This is a genomic window from Streptomyces sp. NPDC085931 (assembly GCF_044540565.1).
Taxonomy (GTDB): Bacteria; Actinomycetota; Actinomycetes; order Streptomycetales; family Streptomycetaceae; genus Streptomyces.
Genome location: NZ_JBITSK010000005.1, coordinates 101,541 through 117,077, shown reverse-complemented (window position 1 = coordinate 117,077; position 15,537 = coordinate 101,541). Strand labels below are relative to the sequence as shown.

The following is a 15,537-nucleotide window of genomic DNA, read 5'->3' as shown; positions in this document are numbered from 1 at the left end:
TTCACCGATCGGGACGTCAGCTGCCCGTGACTCCTGCGATCACCTCGGCCGCGGCACGGCCGCAGACGCGGGCGGCGCCGTGGGTGGCGATGTGCAGGGCGCCGCGCGGGGCGGCCTGCGGGACTCCCATCTCCACGACGATCGTGTCGGGGCGGGCGGCCAGCAGGGCGTCGAGCGCGGAGGTCATCCAGGGGTGGCGGTGTTCGTCGCGGACGACGGCGACGATGCGGCGCGGACCGGCCGCCTGCAGGGCCGCCCGGCCGGCGTTGCGTCCGGCCTCGCTCTCCGTGCCGTCCCCGGCGGAGAAGCTGCCGGTCACGGTGCCGGGCAGGAGGTGGGTCAGTTCGGCGGCGACGCCCCAGGGGGTCTCGTCGCCAACGGCGATGTTGGCGACGGGGGTGAGGGCGGCGACGTAGGGAGGTTCAGTGAGGGGTTCGAAGGCCTCGGGGCTGCCCAGGCCCGGGGCGGGTGTCACGGTCAGGGCGCGGCGGGCGGCGCGCAGGCCGATCTCGCTGCCGTGGGGGTCCTCGGCCGCGCGGCCGGCCGTGCCCGTCCAGCGGGCCAGGGACCGGACGCGGCCGGCCGCGTCGGCGAGGCGTTCCTCGGGGAGTTCGCCGGTGCGGACGGCGGCGACCAAGGCGTCCCGCAGCCGGAGCACGGTCGCGTCGTCGGCCAGGCCGCCGCCCACGCAGATCGCGTCGGCTCCGGCGGCGACGGCGAGGACGCTGCCGCGTTCGATGCCGTAGGTGCCGGCGATGGCGCGCATCTCCATGCCGTCGGTGACGATCAGGCCGTCGTAGCCGAGTTCGCCGCGCAGCAGGCCGGTCAGGATGCGGCGGGAGAGGGTGGCCGGGTGGTCGGGGTCGAGCGCCGGGACCAGGATGTGGGCGCTCATGACGGCCCTGGTGCCGGCGGCGATGGCGGCGCGGAACGGCGCCAGCTCGCGTTCGGCCAGCACCTCGGCTGAGACGTCGATGCGGGGCAGGGCGTGGTGGGAGTCGACGGCGGTGTCGCCGTGGCCCGGGAAGTGCTTGGTGCAGGCGGCGACCCCGGCGGACTGCAGGCCGGTGACGTAGGCGGCGGTGTGCCGGGCGGCCAGGGCGGTGTCGGCGCCGAAGGAGCGCACGCCGATGACCGGGTTGCGGGGGTCGGAGTTGACGTCCGCGGAGGGGGCCCAGTTGAGGTTGACACCGCAGGCGGCGAGGCGGCGGCCCAGTTCGTGGGCGACCTGGTGGGTCAGCTCCACGTCGTCGACCGCGCCGAGGGCGTGGTTGCCCGGGAAGGACGAGCCGGACCGCACCTCCAGGCGGGTGACGTCGCCGCCCTCCTCGTCGATGGCGACGAGGACGTCGTCGCGCTCGGCCCGCAGCTGGGCGGTCAGCGCGGCCAGCTGGTCGGGTGAGGCGATGTTGCGCCCGAAGAGCCCGACGGAGGCGAGTCCCTCACCGAGCCGGCGCAGCAGCCAGTCGGGGGCGGTGGTCCCGGTGAAGCCGGGCTGCAGGACGGTCAGGGCGTCGCGGGTGAGCGTGTCGGTGGCGCTGGCGAGTGTCGTCATCGGGTGAGGTCATCCCTTCACGGCGCCCGCGGTCAGGCCCGCGGCCATCTTGCGCTGGACGAGGAGGAAGAGGGCGACGATCGGCACGGCCATCATCGTGGCTCCGGCCATCATCGGGGCGTATTCGGTGCCGTGCTTGGTGGTGAAGTTGCCGAGCCAGACGGTCGCGGTCTGGTTCTTCTGGCTGAGGAGCATCAGGGCGTAGAGGTACTCGTTCCAGGCCTGGATGAAGGCGTAGACCGAGGTGGCGACCATGCCGGGGGCCAGCAGCGGGAAGACGACCCGCAGGAAGGCGCTGGTGCGGGAGCAGCCGTCGACCATGGCGGCCTCCTCCAGCTCCTTGGGGATGTTGACGATGAAGCCGCGCAGCGTCCAGACCGTGAAGGGCAGGACGAAGGTCAGGTAGGTGATGATGAGGCCGGTGAGCCGGTCGTACTGGCCCAGGTCGTTCAGGAGCAGGAAGACCGGGATGATCATGGCGACCAGCGGCACCATCTGGACCGCGAGGATGCCGACGATGACGATCTTCCGGCCGCGGAAGGCGAACCGGGAGATGGCGAGCGCGGCCAGCAGCCCGACGGCCATGCCGACGACGACCACCGCCAGCGACACCGACATGCTGCGGCCCACCGGGCCCCAGAAGTCGGCGATGTCCAGCGCCCGCCCGAAGTTGTCGAAGGTGATGCCGGTCGGCAGCAGGCTCGGGTCCGGGTCGATGGCGTCCTTGGCGGGCTTGAACGCCGTGTTGAGCATCCAGTAGAGCGGGAAGCCGGCGGTGACGAAGACGAGGAGCCCGAGGAGGTTCCACCACAGCTTCGGCGCCCGGCGGCCGGTCAGGGTGCTGCTCATTCGACCTCTCCGATCTTCAGCATCTGCCGCATGTAGACGGCGACCACGCCGAGCAGCAGCAGGACGGTGATCAGCGCGATGGCCGAGCCCTGGGCGTAGTCGTTGACCACGAAGGCACGGTCGTAGGAGTAGGTGTTGAGGACCTGGAACTCCGGTTCGGGGTGGCCGTTGCGCATGACGAACACCTGGGGGAAGACGCCCATGTCCCAGATGACCGACAGGGTCGTGAGCATCACGATGATCGGCTTGAGGACGGGCAGGGTGACGTAGCGGAAGACGCCCCAGGAGCCGGCGCCGTCGAGGCGGGCCGCCTCCTCCAGTTCCTTCGGGACCTGGGTCAGGCCCGCGCTGAGCGTGATGACCACGAACGGCACGGCCCCCCACACCACCAGCAGCATGATCACGGCCAGGCCCTCGGGGCCGCTCGCGAACCAGTTGTGACCGATCATGTCGACGCCGGGCAGCTTGCTGAGCAGGGCGTTGAAGACGCCGTAGTCCGAGTCGAAGAGCCACTTGAAGACCGTGGTGGCCACGATGACGGGCATGCCCCAGCTGGCCACCAGCACGATGTTGATCAGTATCTTCAGCCAGCCCGAGACGCGCTGGAGCAGCAGGGCGAGCGCCATGCCGATCACCATGGTGAGGACGACGGCCCCGCCGGCGAAGACGACCGTGCGCAGCACGACGGCCCAGAACTCACCGTCGCCGAGCACCTTGGCGAAGTTGTCGAAGCCGACGTTCTCGGCCGGCTGGAAGCCCCAGAGCTGGGACTGCCCGAACTTCTGGAAGGACAGGGTGACCAGGCGGGCCAGCGGATAGCCCATGACCAGGGCCAGGATCAGCAGGCAGGGCGCGAGCAGCAGCCAGGGGGCGGCGGCACCGCTCGAGGCGCGCTGCCCGCGGGGCCGCCGGGCGGCGGGGGGCGGCATCGGTACCTGCCGCGGTGGCGGCACCTTGGCGGGGGTGGTGGTGTCTGCGGCACTCATCGCGCGCTCCTTGGCGGTCCCTCAGGTCCTGACGACGGCGGGGCTCCGCGTGGGAGCCCCGCCCGTAGGTCACTTGGTGTTGATGACCTTGTCGATCGCGGCGTCCGCCTCCTTGGCGGCGGCCTCGACGGACTTCTTGCCGGTGCCGATGCTCTGCAGCATGGTCTGCAGGATCTGCGCCTTCTCGACCTGGCCCCAGCCGGGGGCCATCGGGACGAACCAGTTGGCCTCGGCCGCGGTGGCCGGGACGGCCGTCTTCGGGTCGTTCTTCAGCGTCGCGAGGTCCGTCTTGTTGTTGGGCAGGTTGCCCTTGGCCATCAGGCCCTTCTGCCCGGAGGAGCCGGCGAAGGCGTTGATCCACTCGGCGGCCAGGTCCTGCGCGTCGGACTTCACCGGCACGGCGAGGTCGGAACCGCCCAGGAAGACGGGCATGTTCTTGCCGGACGGGCCGGGCATGACGAAGTTCTCGAGGTTGCCCTTGAGCTTGCCGGTCTTGTCGTTCTTCGGGTCCTCGGCGGTCGCGCCCTCCCAGGCGGCCGCGAAGATCATGGCGGACTTGCCCTGGCCGTAGACGATGTAACGGTCGGACTCGTCCTTGGTCTTGTCGCCGTGCATGTACTTGTCGACGACGTTCTTGAACTCCTTGAGGCCCTTGAGGGACTCGGGCGAGGAGAGCGTGGCCTTCCACTGGCCGCCCGACTCGGTGGCGATGGCGCCGCCGGCGTCGTAGACGAAGGACATGGCCGCGTACCAGTCGCGGGTGGGCTGGTACCAGGCGTTGAACTTGTCGCCCTGCTTCTTCTGGATCTTGTCCAGGGCGTCGGTCAGCTCCTTGTACGTCTTCGGAGCCGTCTTCACGCCGACCGAGGCGGCGATGTCCTTGCGCCAGTTGGCGACGCGGCCGCCGGCGTAGTAGGGGACGCCGTAGGTCTTGCCCTCGTAGGTCACCGAGGCCTTGAGGCCGTCCAGCCAGGCGTCGGAGTTGTCGAACTTGCCCTGGTCGAGGGGGGCGAAGGCGCCCTTGACCATGTAGCCGAGCATCTCGGTGTTGCCCATCTCGACCACGTCGGGGACCTTGTCCGTGGCGAGGACGGCGTCGAGCTTGGCGTTCTTGTCGGGCCAGCCGTAGTACTCGTGGTTGATCTTCAGGCCCGGGTGCTTCTTCTTCACCGCGGCGTCGGCGGCCTTCACCAGCTCAGGCCAGTTGTTCTGGGCGTCGACGGTGAGCCAGACGGTCAGCTCCTTGGCGTCCGCGCCCTTGTCCGAGCCCCCGTCGCCCTCGCCGCCGCACGCCGCGATGGAGACCATCATGCCCGCGATACCGATCGCGGCTGTCAGCTTGCGCTTCACGCCACCCTCCTCAGGGATCCCACAACCCCCCTGGCTCCCCGCAGTGAACGTGGGGCCGGGCCTGGACCATTGGTGTAGACCAGTACGGGGAGCTTGACCCAGGCCCACCACCCTGTCAAGGGTCGCGAGAAGGCTCTGACCAGCCGTTATGCGACCTACATATGCAGGAACCTTTAAGTAAGAAGCCAGCGAAAAGGCGGCTGCACCCGCCATACTTCAGGTAGACCACTGGGAGTGGTGGACTAGACCAAACAAGTCACCGACGGTATACAAGTGAGATCGTGTCGGCGGACCGAGCCGGGAAGGCGGAGCATGAGCACCGACGTCAGCAGTGCGGAGAACGAGAACGGGGTGCCCGTCCGTACCGCACGTGTGCCCAAGTACTACCGCCTGAAGAAGCACCTGCTCGACATGACGGAGACCCAGGCGCCCGGCACGCCCGTCCCGCCCGAGCGCACCCTCGCGGCGGAGTTCGACACCTCCCGCACGACCGTGCGCCAGGCGCTGCAGGAACTGGTCGTCGAGGGCCGGCTGGAACGCATCCAGGGCAAGGGCACCTTCGTCGCCAAGCCGAAGGTCTCGCAGGCCCTGCAACTGACCTCCTACACCGAGGACATGCGCGCCCAGGGCCTGGAGCCGACCTCACAGCTGCTCGACATCGGCTACATCACCGCCGACGACCGGCTCGCCGGGCTGCTCGACATCACGCCGGGCGGACGCGTGCTGCGCATCGAGCGCCTGCGCATGGCCAACGGTGAGCCCATGGCCATCGAGACCACCCACCTCAGCGCGAAGCGCTTCCCCGCCCTGCGCCGGTCCCTGGTGAAGTACACGTCGCTCTACACCGCGCTCGCCGAGGTCTACGACGTCCATCTCGCCGAGGCCGAGGAGACCATCGAGACGTCCCTGGCCACCCCGCGCGAGGCGGGCCTGCTCGGCACGGACGTCGGCCTGCCGATGCTGATGCTCTCCCGGCACTCGCTGGACCGCGACGGCCAGCCGGTGGAGTGGGTGCGGTCGGTCTACCGGGGCGACCGGTACAAGTTCGTGGCCCGGCTGAAGCGGCCCCAGGAGTAGCCGGCCGGCGGCGCGACCGGCCCGCCGCGGCCTCCGGTTTCTTTTGGGTACCGCATTGCGGACGAGGGGTTCCGCTCCCGGCACACCCTGACCTAGATTGCCTGCGCATTGCCCAGGTGATCACTTGAGGGGACGGAGCCGCCTGATGTCGCAAGCCCCGGAAGTCAGCAGAGGGCCGGTGGTGACGCCGACGCGCGTCGTCATCGCCGTCTGTCTCATAGCGCCCTTCGTTGCCATGCTGTGGGTCGGGTCGTACGCCAAGACCGACCCGGCCTTCATCGGCATCCCGTTCTTCTACTGGTACCAGATGGCGTGGGTGCTGATCTCCACGGCGCTGACCATGATCGCCTTCAAGCTGTGGCAGCGTGACCAGCGCGCCCGCTCGGCCTCGAAGGGCGGTGCGTCGCAGTGAAGGACGGCGTGAACGGCGTCGCACTCGCCGTCTTCATCTTCTTCTTCCTGGCCGTCACGGTCATGGGCTTCCTGGCCGCGCGCTGGCGTAAGGCCGAGAACGAGCACAGCCTGGACGAGTGGGGCCTCGGCGGCCGCTCGTTCGGCACCTGGATCACCTGGTTCCTGCTCGGCGGTGACCTGTACACGGCGTACACCTTCGTGGCCGTGCCGGCGGCGATCTACGCGGCGGGCGCGGCGGGCTTCTTCGCGGTGCCCTACACGATCCTGGTCTACCCGCTGATCTTCACGTTCCTGCCGCGCCTGTGGTCGGTCTCCCACAAGCACGGCTACGTGACGACCTCCGACTTTGTGCGCGGCCGCTTCGGCTCCAAGGGGCTGTCCCTGGCCGTGGCGCTGACCGGCATCCTGGCGACGATGCCGTACATCGCGCTCCAGCTGGTCGGCATCCAGGCCGTGCTGGACGTGATGGGCGTCGGCGGCGGCGAGGACACCAACTGGTTCATCAAGGACCTGCCGCTGCTGATCGCCTTCGGCGTGCTGGCGGCCTACACGTACTCGTCGGGTCTGCGGGCGCCCGCGCTGATCGCGTTCGTGAAGGACACGCTGATCTACATCGTCATCGCGGTGGCGATCATCTACATCCCGATCAAGCTGGGCGGTTTCGACGACATCTTCGCCAAGGCGGGCGACGCGTTCAGCCAGACCAACCCGGCGACGGGTGCGCCGCGCGGTGCGCTGACGCCGCCGGAGACGGGCCAGTGGACGTACGCCACGCTGGCGCTGGGCTCCGCCCTGGCGCTGTTCATGTACCCGCACTCCATCACGGCGACGCTGTCCTCCAAGAGCCGTGAGGTGATCCGCCGCAACACCACGATCCTGCCGCTGTACTCGCTGATGCTGGGTCTGCTGGCGCTGCTCGGGTTCATGGCGATCGCGGCCGGCATCAAGGTGCAGAACGGGCAGCTGGCGATTCCGCAGCTGTTCGAGACGATGTTCCCGGACTGGTTCGCGGGCGTGGCGTTCGCGGCGATCGGCATCGGCGCGCTGGTGCCGGCGGCCATCATGTCCATCGCGGCCGCGAACCTCTTCACGCGCAACATCTACAAGGACTTCATCAAGCCGGACGCGACGCCCGAGCAGGAGACCAAGGTCTCCAAGCTGGTGTCCCTGCTGGTGAAGGTGGGCGCGCTGGCCTTCGTCCTCACCATGGACAAGACGGTCGCCATCAACTTCCAGCTGCTGGGCGGCATCTGGATCCTGCAGACCTTCCCGGCCCTGGTCGGCGGCCTGTTCACCCGCTGGTTCCACCGCTGGGCGCTGCTCGCGGGCTGGGCGGTCGGCATGGTCTACGGCACGGTCGCCGCGTACGGCGTCGCCTCGCCCACGCAGAAGCACTTCGGCGGGTCCTCCAAGGAGATCCCCGGCATCGGCGAGATCGGCTACATCGGCCTCACGGCGTTCGTGCTGAACGTGGTGGTGACGGTGGTCCTGACGTTCGTCCTCAAGGCCCTGAAGGCCCCCGACGGCATCGACGAGACCAAGCCGGAGGACTACACGGCGGACGCGGGCGACCCGGGGGTGCAGGTGGAGCTGCCGCCGGCCACGGCCGGTTCCTCGCACTGACCTCCGGGGCGCCCGGCACCGCGCCCCGCACGACGAACGACCCGCAGCGGGCCGCCGTGAGACACCTCGCGGCGGCCCGCCGTCGTTCGCCCGCGGTCCCTCGCCCGGCGCCGGTGCCACGCCCGGTGAAGATCGCGGTGAAGATCACTCTGCACACCCGCCGGCTGACCCTCTGAAACCAGTGCGACACAACATCTGGGGGTGGTCTCCGAACCCGGCACAAGATGTATGCTCATGCTCGCTGTCGCCGCAGGGGAATCCGGTGCGAATCCGGAACTGTCCCGCAACGGTGTACCCATGCCCTTATAGGCGCATGGGCGTCAGTCCGAGGACCTGCCGACGGCGCACCCGGCCACCCGGCCGGTGTGCCTGACGTCCGGGCCTCGTGGAATGGGCCGGTGGACGCGACGCCGCGTGCGCTCGTGTGCTGCCCCCTGCCCTCGACGAGGCCCCGTGCCGAGCGAGGGAGAGCCCCACGTGACCATCGCGCCAGCCGATCCGGTCTCAGCCGCCGACGAAACCGCGGAAGAAGCGCACGACGCCTCCGGTGCCGCCCTGTTGCGGACCCTCACCGAGCTGACCGCCGACCTCCCCGACGCCGACCCGGGCCGGGTCGCCGCCGCCGCCCTGCGCGGCCGGTCCGCGCGGGCGGACGAGACGGAGTTGCGCGAGCTGGCGACCGAGGCGGCCGCCGGTCTCATCTCCGAGGACCCCGCCTACTCCCGGCTGGCCGCCCGGCTGCTGACCGTCTCCATCCGCGCCGAGGCCGCCTCCCAGGGCGTCACGTCCTTCACGGAGTCGGTCGCCGTCGGCCACCGCGAGGGGCTCATCGCCGACCGCACCGCCGACTTCGTCCGGCTCCACGCGGCCCGGCTGGACGCCCTGATCGACACCGCCGCCGACGACCGCTTCGGCTACTTCGGCCTGCGCACGCTGCACAGCCGCTACCTGCTGCGCCACCCCATCACCCGCAAGGTGATCGAGACGCCCCAGCACTTCATGCTGCGCGTGGCGAGCGGCCTCGCCGAGGACGACACCGCACGGGCGGTGGACGAGGTCGCGGCGCTCTACCGGCTGATGAGCCGCCTCGACTACCTCCCCTCCTCCCCCACGCTCTTCAACTCCGGCACCCGGCACCCCCAGATGTCGTCCTGCTACCTCCTCGACTCCCCCAAGGACGAGCTGGACTCCATCTACGACCGCTACCACCAGGTCGCCCGCCTGTCGAAGCACGCCGGCGGCATCGGCATCGCCTACTCCCGCGTCCGGGCCCGGGGTTCGCTGATCCGCGGCACCAACGGCCACTCCAACGGGATCGTGCCGTTCCTGAAGACCCTCGACGCCTCGGTCGCCGCGGTGAACCAGGGCGGCCGCCGCAAGGGCGCCGCCGCGGTCTACCTGGAGACGTGGCACTCCGACATCGAGGAGTTCCTGGAGCTGCGCGACAACACCGGCGAGGACGCCCGCCGTACGCACAACCTGAACCTGGCGCACTGGGTGCCGGACGAGTTCATGCGGCGGGTGAACGCCGACGCGCAGTGGTCGCTGTTCTCCCCCGCGGACGTGCCCGAGCTGGTGGACCTGTGGGGCGAGGAGTTCGACGCCGCCTACCGGGCCGCCGAGGCGAAGGGCCTGGCGCGCAAGACGCTGCCCGCGCGCGAGCTGTACGGCCGGATGATGCGCACCCTGGCGCAGACCGGCAACGGCTGGATGACCTTCAAGGACGCCGCCAACCGCACCGCCAACCAGACCGCCGAGCCGGGCCACGTGGTGCACTCCTCCAACCTCTGCACGGAGATCCTGGAGGTCACCAGCGACGGGGAGACGGCAGTCTGCAACCTGGGCTCGGTCAACCTCGGCGCGTTCGTGGCCGACGGGGACATCGACTGGGAGCGGCTGGACGCGACCGTCCGCACGGCCGTGACGTTCCTCGACCGGGTCGTCGACATCAACTTCTACCCGACCGAGCAGGCGGGCCGCTCCAACGCCCGCTGGCGCCCGGTCGGCCTCGGCGCGATGGGCCTGCAGGACGTCTTCTTCCAGCTGCGCCTGCCCTTCGACTCGCCCGAGGCGAAGGCCCTGTCCACCCGGATCGCCGAGCGGATCATGCTCGCCGCCTACGAGGCCTCCGCCGACCTGGCCGAGCGCAGCGGCCCGCTGCCCGCGTGGGAGAAGACCCGCACGGCCCGGGGCGTGCTGCACCCCGACCACTACGACGTGGAGCTGACCTGGCCGGAGCGCTGGGCGGCCCTGCGCGAGCGGATCGCCACGACCGGCCTGCGCAACGCGCTGCTCCTGGCCATCGCGCCCACGGCCACCATCGCCTCCATCGCGGGCGTCTACGAGTGCATCGAGCCGCAGGTGTCCAACCTGTTCAAGCGCGAGACGCTCTCGGGCGAGTTCCTCCAGGTCAACTCCTACCTGGTGGAGGAGCTGAAGCGGCTCGGCGTGTGGGACGCCCGCACCCGCGAGGCCCTGCGCGAGGCCAACGGCTCGGTGCAGGACTTCGCCTGGATCCCCGAGGACGTCCGCGCGCTCTACCGCACGGCCTGGGAGATCCCGCAGCGCGGCCTGATCGACATGGCGGCGGCCAGGACCCCCTTCCTGGACCAGTCCCAGTCCCTGAACCTCTTCCTGGAGACGCCGACCATCGGAAAGCTCTCCTCGATGTACGCCTACGCCTGGAAGTCCGGGCTGAAGACCACGTACTACCTGCGCTCGCGCCCGGCGACCCGGATCGCCCGCGCCGCCCGCGCCACCGTCCCCGTGCAGGCCACCCCGGACCCCGAAGCGGTCGCCTGCTCCCTGGAAAACCCCGAGTCCTGCGAGGCCTGCCAGTAATGAGCACCCAGAACCTTCTCGACCCCGGCTTCGAGCTGACGCTGCGCCCGATGCGCTACCCGGACTTCTACGAGCGCTACCGGGACGCCATCAAGAACACCTGGACCGTGGAGGAGGTCGACCTCCACTCGGACGTCGCCGACCTCGGCAGGCTCTCCCCCGAGGAGCAGCACCTCATCGGCCGGCTGGTGGCGTTCTTCGCGACGGGCGACTCGATCGTCGCGAACAACCTGGTGCTGACGCTGTACAAGCACATCAACTCCCCCGAGGCGCGGCTCTATCTGAGCCGTCAGCTCTTCGAGGAGGCCGTGCACGTCCAGTTCTACCTGACGCTGCTCGACACCTACCTGCCCGACCCGGAGGACCGGGCGGCGGCCTTCGCGGCGGTGGAGAACATCCCGTCCATCCGCGAGAAGGCGGAGTTCTGCTTCAGGTGGATGGACTCGGTCGAGAAGCTGGACCGGCTGGAGTCACAGGCGGACCGCCGCCGCTTCCTGCTCAACCTGATCTGCTTCGCGGCCTGCATCGAGGGCCTGTTCTTCTACGGCGCCTTCGCCTACGTCTACTGGTTCCGCAGCCGCGGCCTGCTGCACGGCCTGGCCACCGGCACCAACTGGGTGTTCCGCGACGAGACGATGCACATGTCGTTCGCGTTCGACGTGGTCGACACCGTCCGCAAGGAGGAGCCGGAGCTGTTCGACGACCGGCTCCGGCAGGAGGTGACGGACATGCTCCGGGAGGCCGTCGAGGCCGAGCTGCAGTTCGCGCGCGACCTGTGCGGTGACGGCCTGCCGGGCATGAACACCGAGTCGATGCGGCAGTACCTGGAGTGCGTCGCCGACCAGCGGCTGACCCGCCTGGGCTTCGCTCCGGTGTACGGCTCGGAGAACCCCTTCTCCTTCATGGAGCTGCAGGGGGTTCAGGAGCTGACCAACTTCTTCGAGCGGCGGCCCTCCGCGTACCAGGTGGCGGTGGAGGGCACCGTCGACCTGGACGAGGACTTCTGAGCCGGAGCGTCCCCGCGGGCCTCCTGGGCCTCCCGGATCTGCCGGTCGATGCGCCTGTCGTGCATCAGGCCGAGCACGGACGGGAGGACCAGGAGGACCAGCGTCCCGAGTACGAAGACCATGGCGATGAGTGTCTGAGTCTGGTTCGTGTCCATGGACACCACTGTCGCTCCGAATGGTCCTTACCGTCAGTGGCAGTACTGCCGCAGACCCTCGAATTACTGCCAACGGTGCGGCACACTGGACGCATGCTGCAGAACGTGGCCGTCGCCCTGCTCGACGGTGTGACCCCCTTCGAACTCGGCGTGGTGTGCGAGGTCTTCGGCACCGACCGCAGCGACGACGGCCTGCCGGTGTACGACTTCGCCGTCGCCTCGGCCGAGGGCCCCGCCCTGCGCATGGCCTCGGGCTTGTCACTCCAGGTCGAGCACGGCCTGGAGCGGCTGGAGACGGCCGACCTCATCGCCGTCCCGGCCGGGGACGGCTACTCCACGCGCACCTTCCCGCCGGAGCTGCTGGACGCCCTGCGCCGCGCCGTGGACCGCGGCGCCCGGGTGCTCAGCGTCTGCTCCGGCGTCTTCGTGCTGGCCGCTGCCGGCCTGCTGGACGACCGGCGCTGCACGGTGCACTGGAAGCACGCCCGCGAGCTGGCCCTGCGCTACCCGCGGGTGGCCGTCGAGCCGGACGTGCTCTACGTCGACGAGGACCCGGTGATCACCTCCGCGGGCACCGCCGCCGGCATCGACGCCTGCCTCCACCTGGTCCGCAAGGAGCAGGGCTCCGAGGTCGCCAACAAGATCGCCCGGCGGATGGTGGTGCCGCCGCATCGCGACGGCGGCCAGGCCCAGTACATCGAGCGCCCGCTGCCGCACCCGGAGGCCGACACGATCGGCGAGGTGCTGGCGTGGATGGAGCGCCACCTCGACGAGGAGGTGACCGTCGAGCAGCTCGCCGCCCACGCCCACATGTCCCCGCGCACGTTCGCCCGCCGCTTCCAGCAGGAGACGGGTACGACTCCCTACCGCTGGGTGCTGCGCCAGCGGGTGCTGCTGGCCCAGCGGCTGCTGGAGGCGACGGACGAGACGATGGACGCGATCGCCGGCCGGACGGGGTTCGGCAACGCGGCCACGCTGCGCCACCACTTCGTCCGGGCGGTCGGGACCACGCCGAACGCCTACCGGCGCACCTTCAGGGGCACCGAGGCGGCCTGAGGACGGAAGGCCTCACCTCGCCACCGGCCGCACCCGCAGGTCGTGCGGCCGCAGCGTGATGCCGACGCGTGTGCTGTCGTTCGAGCCCGCCACCTGCTCGAAGCGGTACTTGGTGGCCAGCGCCGCCGTGATCAGCGTCAGCTGTGCCATCGAGAAATGGTCGCTCGGGCACTTGCGGTTGCCCGTGCTGAACGGGCTCATCGCGTGCTTCGGGATCGCCTTGGCCCGCTCCGGCAGCCAGCGGTCCGGGTCGAACTCCAGATTCCGCTCGTACGACTTGGCGTCGCGCTGGATGGCGTACGGACTGTAGACGATGTCCGCTCCGGCCGGAATGCGGTATCCGCCGAGTTCCGTGTCCCGTACCGCCCGGCGCGTGAGAATCCACACCGCCGGACTCAAACGCATGGACTCGACCACGACATTGTTGGTGTGCCTGAGCTCACGGACGTCGGCGAATGCCACCGGCCTCCCACCGGTGACGGCTTGCACTTCGTCTCGTACCCGGTCGGCGTGTTCAGGGTGTTCCGCGAGCATATGCAGCAACCACATGATCGTGGACGCCACGGTTTCGCTGCCCGGGGTGAGGATCGCTACGACCTGATCGTGGATCTCCTGTTCCCCGATGGGGTCGCCATTCTCGTCCTTCGCCTCCAGCAATGCCGTCAGCAAATCGTCCGGCTTTTGACCGCTTGCACGGCGCTCGGCGACGATCTCGTCGACCAGGAGATGCAAATCGGCCAGAGCCCGGTTGAATTCGCGGTTGGCCGGGAGCGGAAGGTTGTAGAGCGGTCCGAGCGGGACCACCATCCGCCGGTACATCCCGCGGAAGACGGTGGCCAGGGCGACGCACAGCCGCTCCGCCCGCTCGTCCATGAAGTCGCCGCGCAGCAGGCAGCGGGCCGCGATGCGCACGGCCACCCGGAAGGACTCGGAGGTGCAGTCCACGGTCTCGCCGGGCTGCCAGCGCTCGGTGAGCGCATGGGCCTCCTCCTCCATGATGGGCCCGTAGGCGGGGATGGCGTCGAGCCGGAAGGCGGGCTGGATGGTGCGCCGCTGGCGGCGGTGGCGCGGGCCGTTGGCCGTGGCCACGCCCTCCTTGCCGAGCAGGCCCTCCAGGGACTCCCACAGCGGTCCGGCGATGATGAAGTCGTTGCTCAGCGCCAGCGCGCCCGTGAGGGCCGGGGTGGTCACGGCGTAGACCGTCTTCGGGCCCAGCTTCAGCCGGACCACCTCGCCGTGGTCGCGCAGCCGGGACATGAACGCCAGCGGGTCGCGCGCCAGCTTCCAGCCGTGCCCGAGGACGGGGACCGCGCCGCCGGCCCGGGGCGGCTCGCGCAGCTCCGCAGCCAGGGGCGCTTCAGGCTTCACAGACTCGACGGTCATTTCTCACCTGCCGCTTCGTTGTTGACGTACGGGGGCGTGGACCGGTCGTCCCAGCTGTCGACCATGTACCGGCCGGACTCGTGGTGGAACCAGTAGACGGAACTGAACCAGTTCCGCATATCGCTCAGGCAGACGCGCACGGCGGCGCTCAGTTCTTTTCCGCGGACGGTGCCGTCGGCGAGGGCGTCGGCGAACCGCAAGGCCTCCTGCTCGACGTCCAGGAATTCCGTGATGCATTCCTCGACCCGGCGGCGGACTTCCACCACCGCCTGTTCCAGTGTGAGCCCCTCATGGGTGATGAGACTGATTCCGAGATTGTGCACCTCGTCGCCCGCTATCTCCTTCGGAAGCGAACAGAGGTCGTTGTACCAGGCGGCGAATTCCTGACTGAGCAGCGCGGCCCGCCGAAAGGCCGGGTGTTTCCGCACGGCGTCGGGGAGTTCGCACCCCGCGGTCGGCTCCAGCAGATCCGTCCAGATCCAGTGGGCGAATGTGAGCCGGCGCAGCCGGAGATATTCCTCGACCGTCGGCACGATGCCGTGCGTGCGATTGTGGAACTCCCGGTCGTAGGCCTCGATCACCGCGTGGAAGTGCCGGGCGAAGCGGAGGTTCCACGTCTGCGGCAGGAACCCGTACAGCCGCAGCACGCTGTCCGCGAACCCGGCGACCAGTGGGTCCTCGTGGTGCAGGTGCTCCCCGGGGGCGTCGAGCGCGGTGTGCAACCGGTCCCGCAGCCTCCGCCAGGCGAGCGGGCGCCCGTGCACGATGTCGCGGTCGTGCCGGTCGTCCCAGACGAAGAACCAGGCGCTGTAGTCCGCGATGGCCTGCATCACCTCGTCGGGGGCGCCGATGTAGTACCCCGCCATGAGGTCCGTGTAGCACAGGCCGTCGGCATATTCCGCCACCTTCTCGGCGGGCATGAGCCGCTTTTCGAGCAGCCATGCCCGCGTCTTCTCCTGGCACTTCGGCCAATACGGGTGGAGTTGCCGGGGAAACGCCGCCTCGATCACAGGGAGAGAGAGCGACGGTGGAACTGCGATGGTGGTCGGTGTCGATGTGGTGCCGTGTGACAAAGCATGCACGAACTAACCCCTCTCAGCCGCCAGTCGGCGCGGGCGCCCCTCCCTTCGTGCCGGGCGTGCGCCGTTGCATACCCCGCTCACCCCATTCAGCACTACAACTGACCGTTCTGGGAACGTATTTGCTTCATTCACTACCCCACAGTGCCGGGATCCTCCCGC

General features: G+C 69.6%; 13 protein-coding genes and 1 riboswitch. Of the genes, 6 read left to right on the top strand and 7 right to left on the bottom strand.

The annotated features are described in order from the left end of the window. Positions 1-16: 16 nt before the first annotated feature. The 4 genes from ACIGAN_RS11710 to ACIGAN_RS11695 form a co-directional block, all read right to left on the bottom strand. Positions 17-1,555 carry a glycoside hydrolase family 3 protein gene (locus ACIGAN_RS11710; RefSeq protein WP_399856916.1) on the bottom strand — a complete coding sequence of 513 codons (1,539 nt, stop codon included), beginning with the start codon at positions 1,553-1,555 and terminating at the stop codon, positions 17-19. A gap of 9 nt (positions 1,556-1,564) precedes the next feature. Next, positions 1,565-2,404: a carbohydrate ABC transporter permease gene (locus ACIGAN_RS11705; RefSeq protein ID WP_399856914.1), complete on the bottom strand. Its 840-nt coding sequence runs from the start codon at positions 2,402-2,404 to the stop codon at positions 1,565-1,567. Then, on the bottom strand, positions 2,401-3,390 hold the full coding sequence (locus ACIGAN_RS11700; protein WP_399856912.1) for a carbohydrate ABC transporter permease: 990 nt from the start codon (positions 3,388-3,390) through the stop codon (positions 2,401-2,403). The genes ACIGAN_RS11705 and ACIGAN_RS11700 overlap by 4 nt, the downstream gene beginning before the upstream one ends. Before the next feature lie 69 nt (positions 3,391-3,459). Beyond that, positions 3,460-4,740, bottom strand: a complete 1,281-nt coding sequence (locus ACIGAN_RS11695; protein WP_365087650.1) for an extracellular solute-binding protein — start codon at positions 4,738-4,740, stop codon at positions 3,460-3,462. A gap of 312 nt (positions 4,741-5,052) precedes the next feature. Here ACIGAN_RS11695 and ACIGAN_RS11690 point away from each other — a divergent pair, with 312 nt between their 5' ends. From ACIGAN_RS11690 to ACIGAN_RS11670, 5 genes are all read left to right on the top strand, one after another. After that, positions 5,053-5,817, top strand: coding sequence for a GntR family transcriptional regulator (locus tag ACIGAN_RS11690; RefSeq protein ID WP_309097218.1), 765 nt, complete (start codon positions 5,053-5,055; stop codon positions 5,815-5,817). Positions 5,818-5,962: 145 nt separating this feature from the next. Continuing rightward, positions 5,963-6,229: a DUF3311 domain-containing protein gene (locus ACIGAN_RS11685; protein WP_365087651.1), complete on the top strand. Its 267-nt coding sequence runs from the start codon at positions 5,963-5,965 to the stop codon at positions 6,227-6,229. After that, the gene (mctP, locus tag ACIGAN_RS11680; RefSeq protein ID WP_365738788.1) at positions 6,226-7,854 is read left to right on the top strand and encodes a monocarboxylate uptake permease MctP; all 1,629 of its coding nucleotides are present in this window, start codon (positions 6,226-6,228) and stop codon (positions 7,852-7,854) included. The genes ACIGAN_RS11685 and mctP overlap by 4 nt, the downstream gene beginning before the upstream one ends. 185 nt (positions 7,855-8,039) lie before the next feature. Beyond that, positions 8,040-8,210, top strand: a riboswitch (cobalamin riboswitch). A gap of 121 nt (positions 8,211-8,331) precedes the next feature. Continuing rightward, positions 8,332-10,695 (top strand): ribonucleoside-diphosphate reductase subunit alpha, encoded by a 2,364-nt coding sequence (locus ACIGAN_RS11675; RefSeq protein WP_399856909.1) that lies wholly within the window; start codon positions 8,332-8,334, stop codon positions 10,693-10,695. Next, positions 10,695-11,702: a ribonucleotide-diphosphate reductase subunit beta gene (locus ACIGAN_RS11670; RefSeq protein ID WP_399856907.1), complete on the top strand. Its 1,008-nt coding sequence runs from the start codon at positions 10,695-10,697 to the stop codon at positions 11,700-11,702. Before ACIGAN_RS11675 ends, ACIGAN_RS11670 begins: the two co-directional genes overlap by 1 nt. Here the strand turns inward: ACIGAN_RS11670 and ACIGAN_RS11665 are convergent. Next, positions 11,615-11,857, bottom strand: a complete 243-nt coding sequence (locus ACIGAN_RS11665) for a hypothetical protein (RefSeq protein WP_365738793.1) — start codon at positions 11,855-11,857, stop codon at positions 11,615-11,617. The two genes, ACIGAN_RS11670 and ACIGAN_RS11665, sit on opposite strands and share 88 nt — an antisense overlap. Positions 11,858-11,950: 93 nt before the next feature. On the opposite strand from ACIGAN_RS11665, the gene ACIGAN_RS11660 reads away from it, so the two are divergent. Then, positions 11,951-12,913 (top strand): GlxA family transcriptional regulator, encoded by a 963-nt coding sequence (locus ACIGAN_RS11660; RefSeq protein ID WP_365738795.1) that lies wholly within the window; start codon positions 11,951-11,953, stop codon positions 12,911-12,913. Between the two features lie 12 nt (positions 12,914-12,925). Here ACIGAN_RS11660 and ACIGAN_RS11655 read toward each other — a convergent pair whose 3' ends face one another. Beyond that, positions 12,926-14,296 (bottom strand): bifunctional albaflavenone monooxygenase/terpene synthase, encoded by a 1,371-nt coding sequence (locus ACIGAN_RS11655; RefSeq protein ID WP_399856904.1) that lies wholly within the window; start codon positions 14,294-14,296, stop codon positions 12,926-12,928. Continuing rightward, complete coding sequence (gene cyc1, locus ACIGAN_RS11650) at positions 14,293-15,378, bottom strand: epi-isozizaene synthase (protein ID WP_399856902.1); 1,086 nt, start codon at positions 15,376-15,378, stop codon at positions 14,293-14,295. Before cyc1 ends, ACIGAN_RS11655 begins: the two co-directional genes overlap by 4 nt. Positions 15,379-15,537 lie beyond the last annotated feature (159 nt).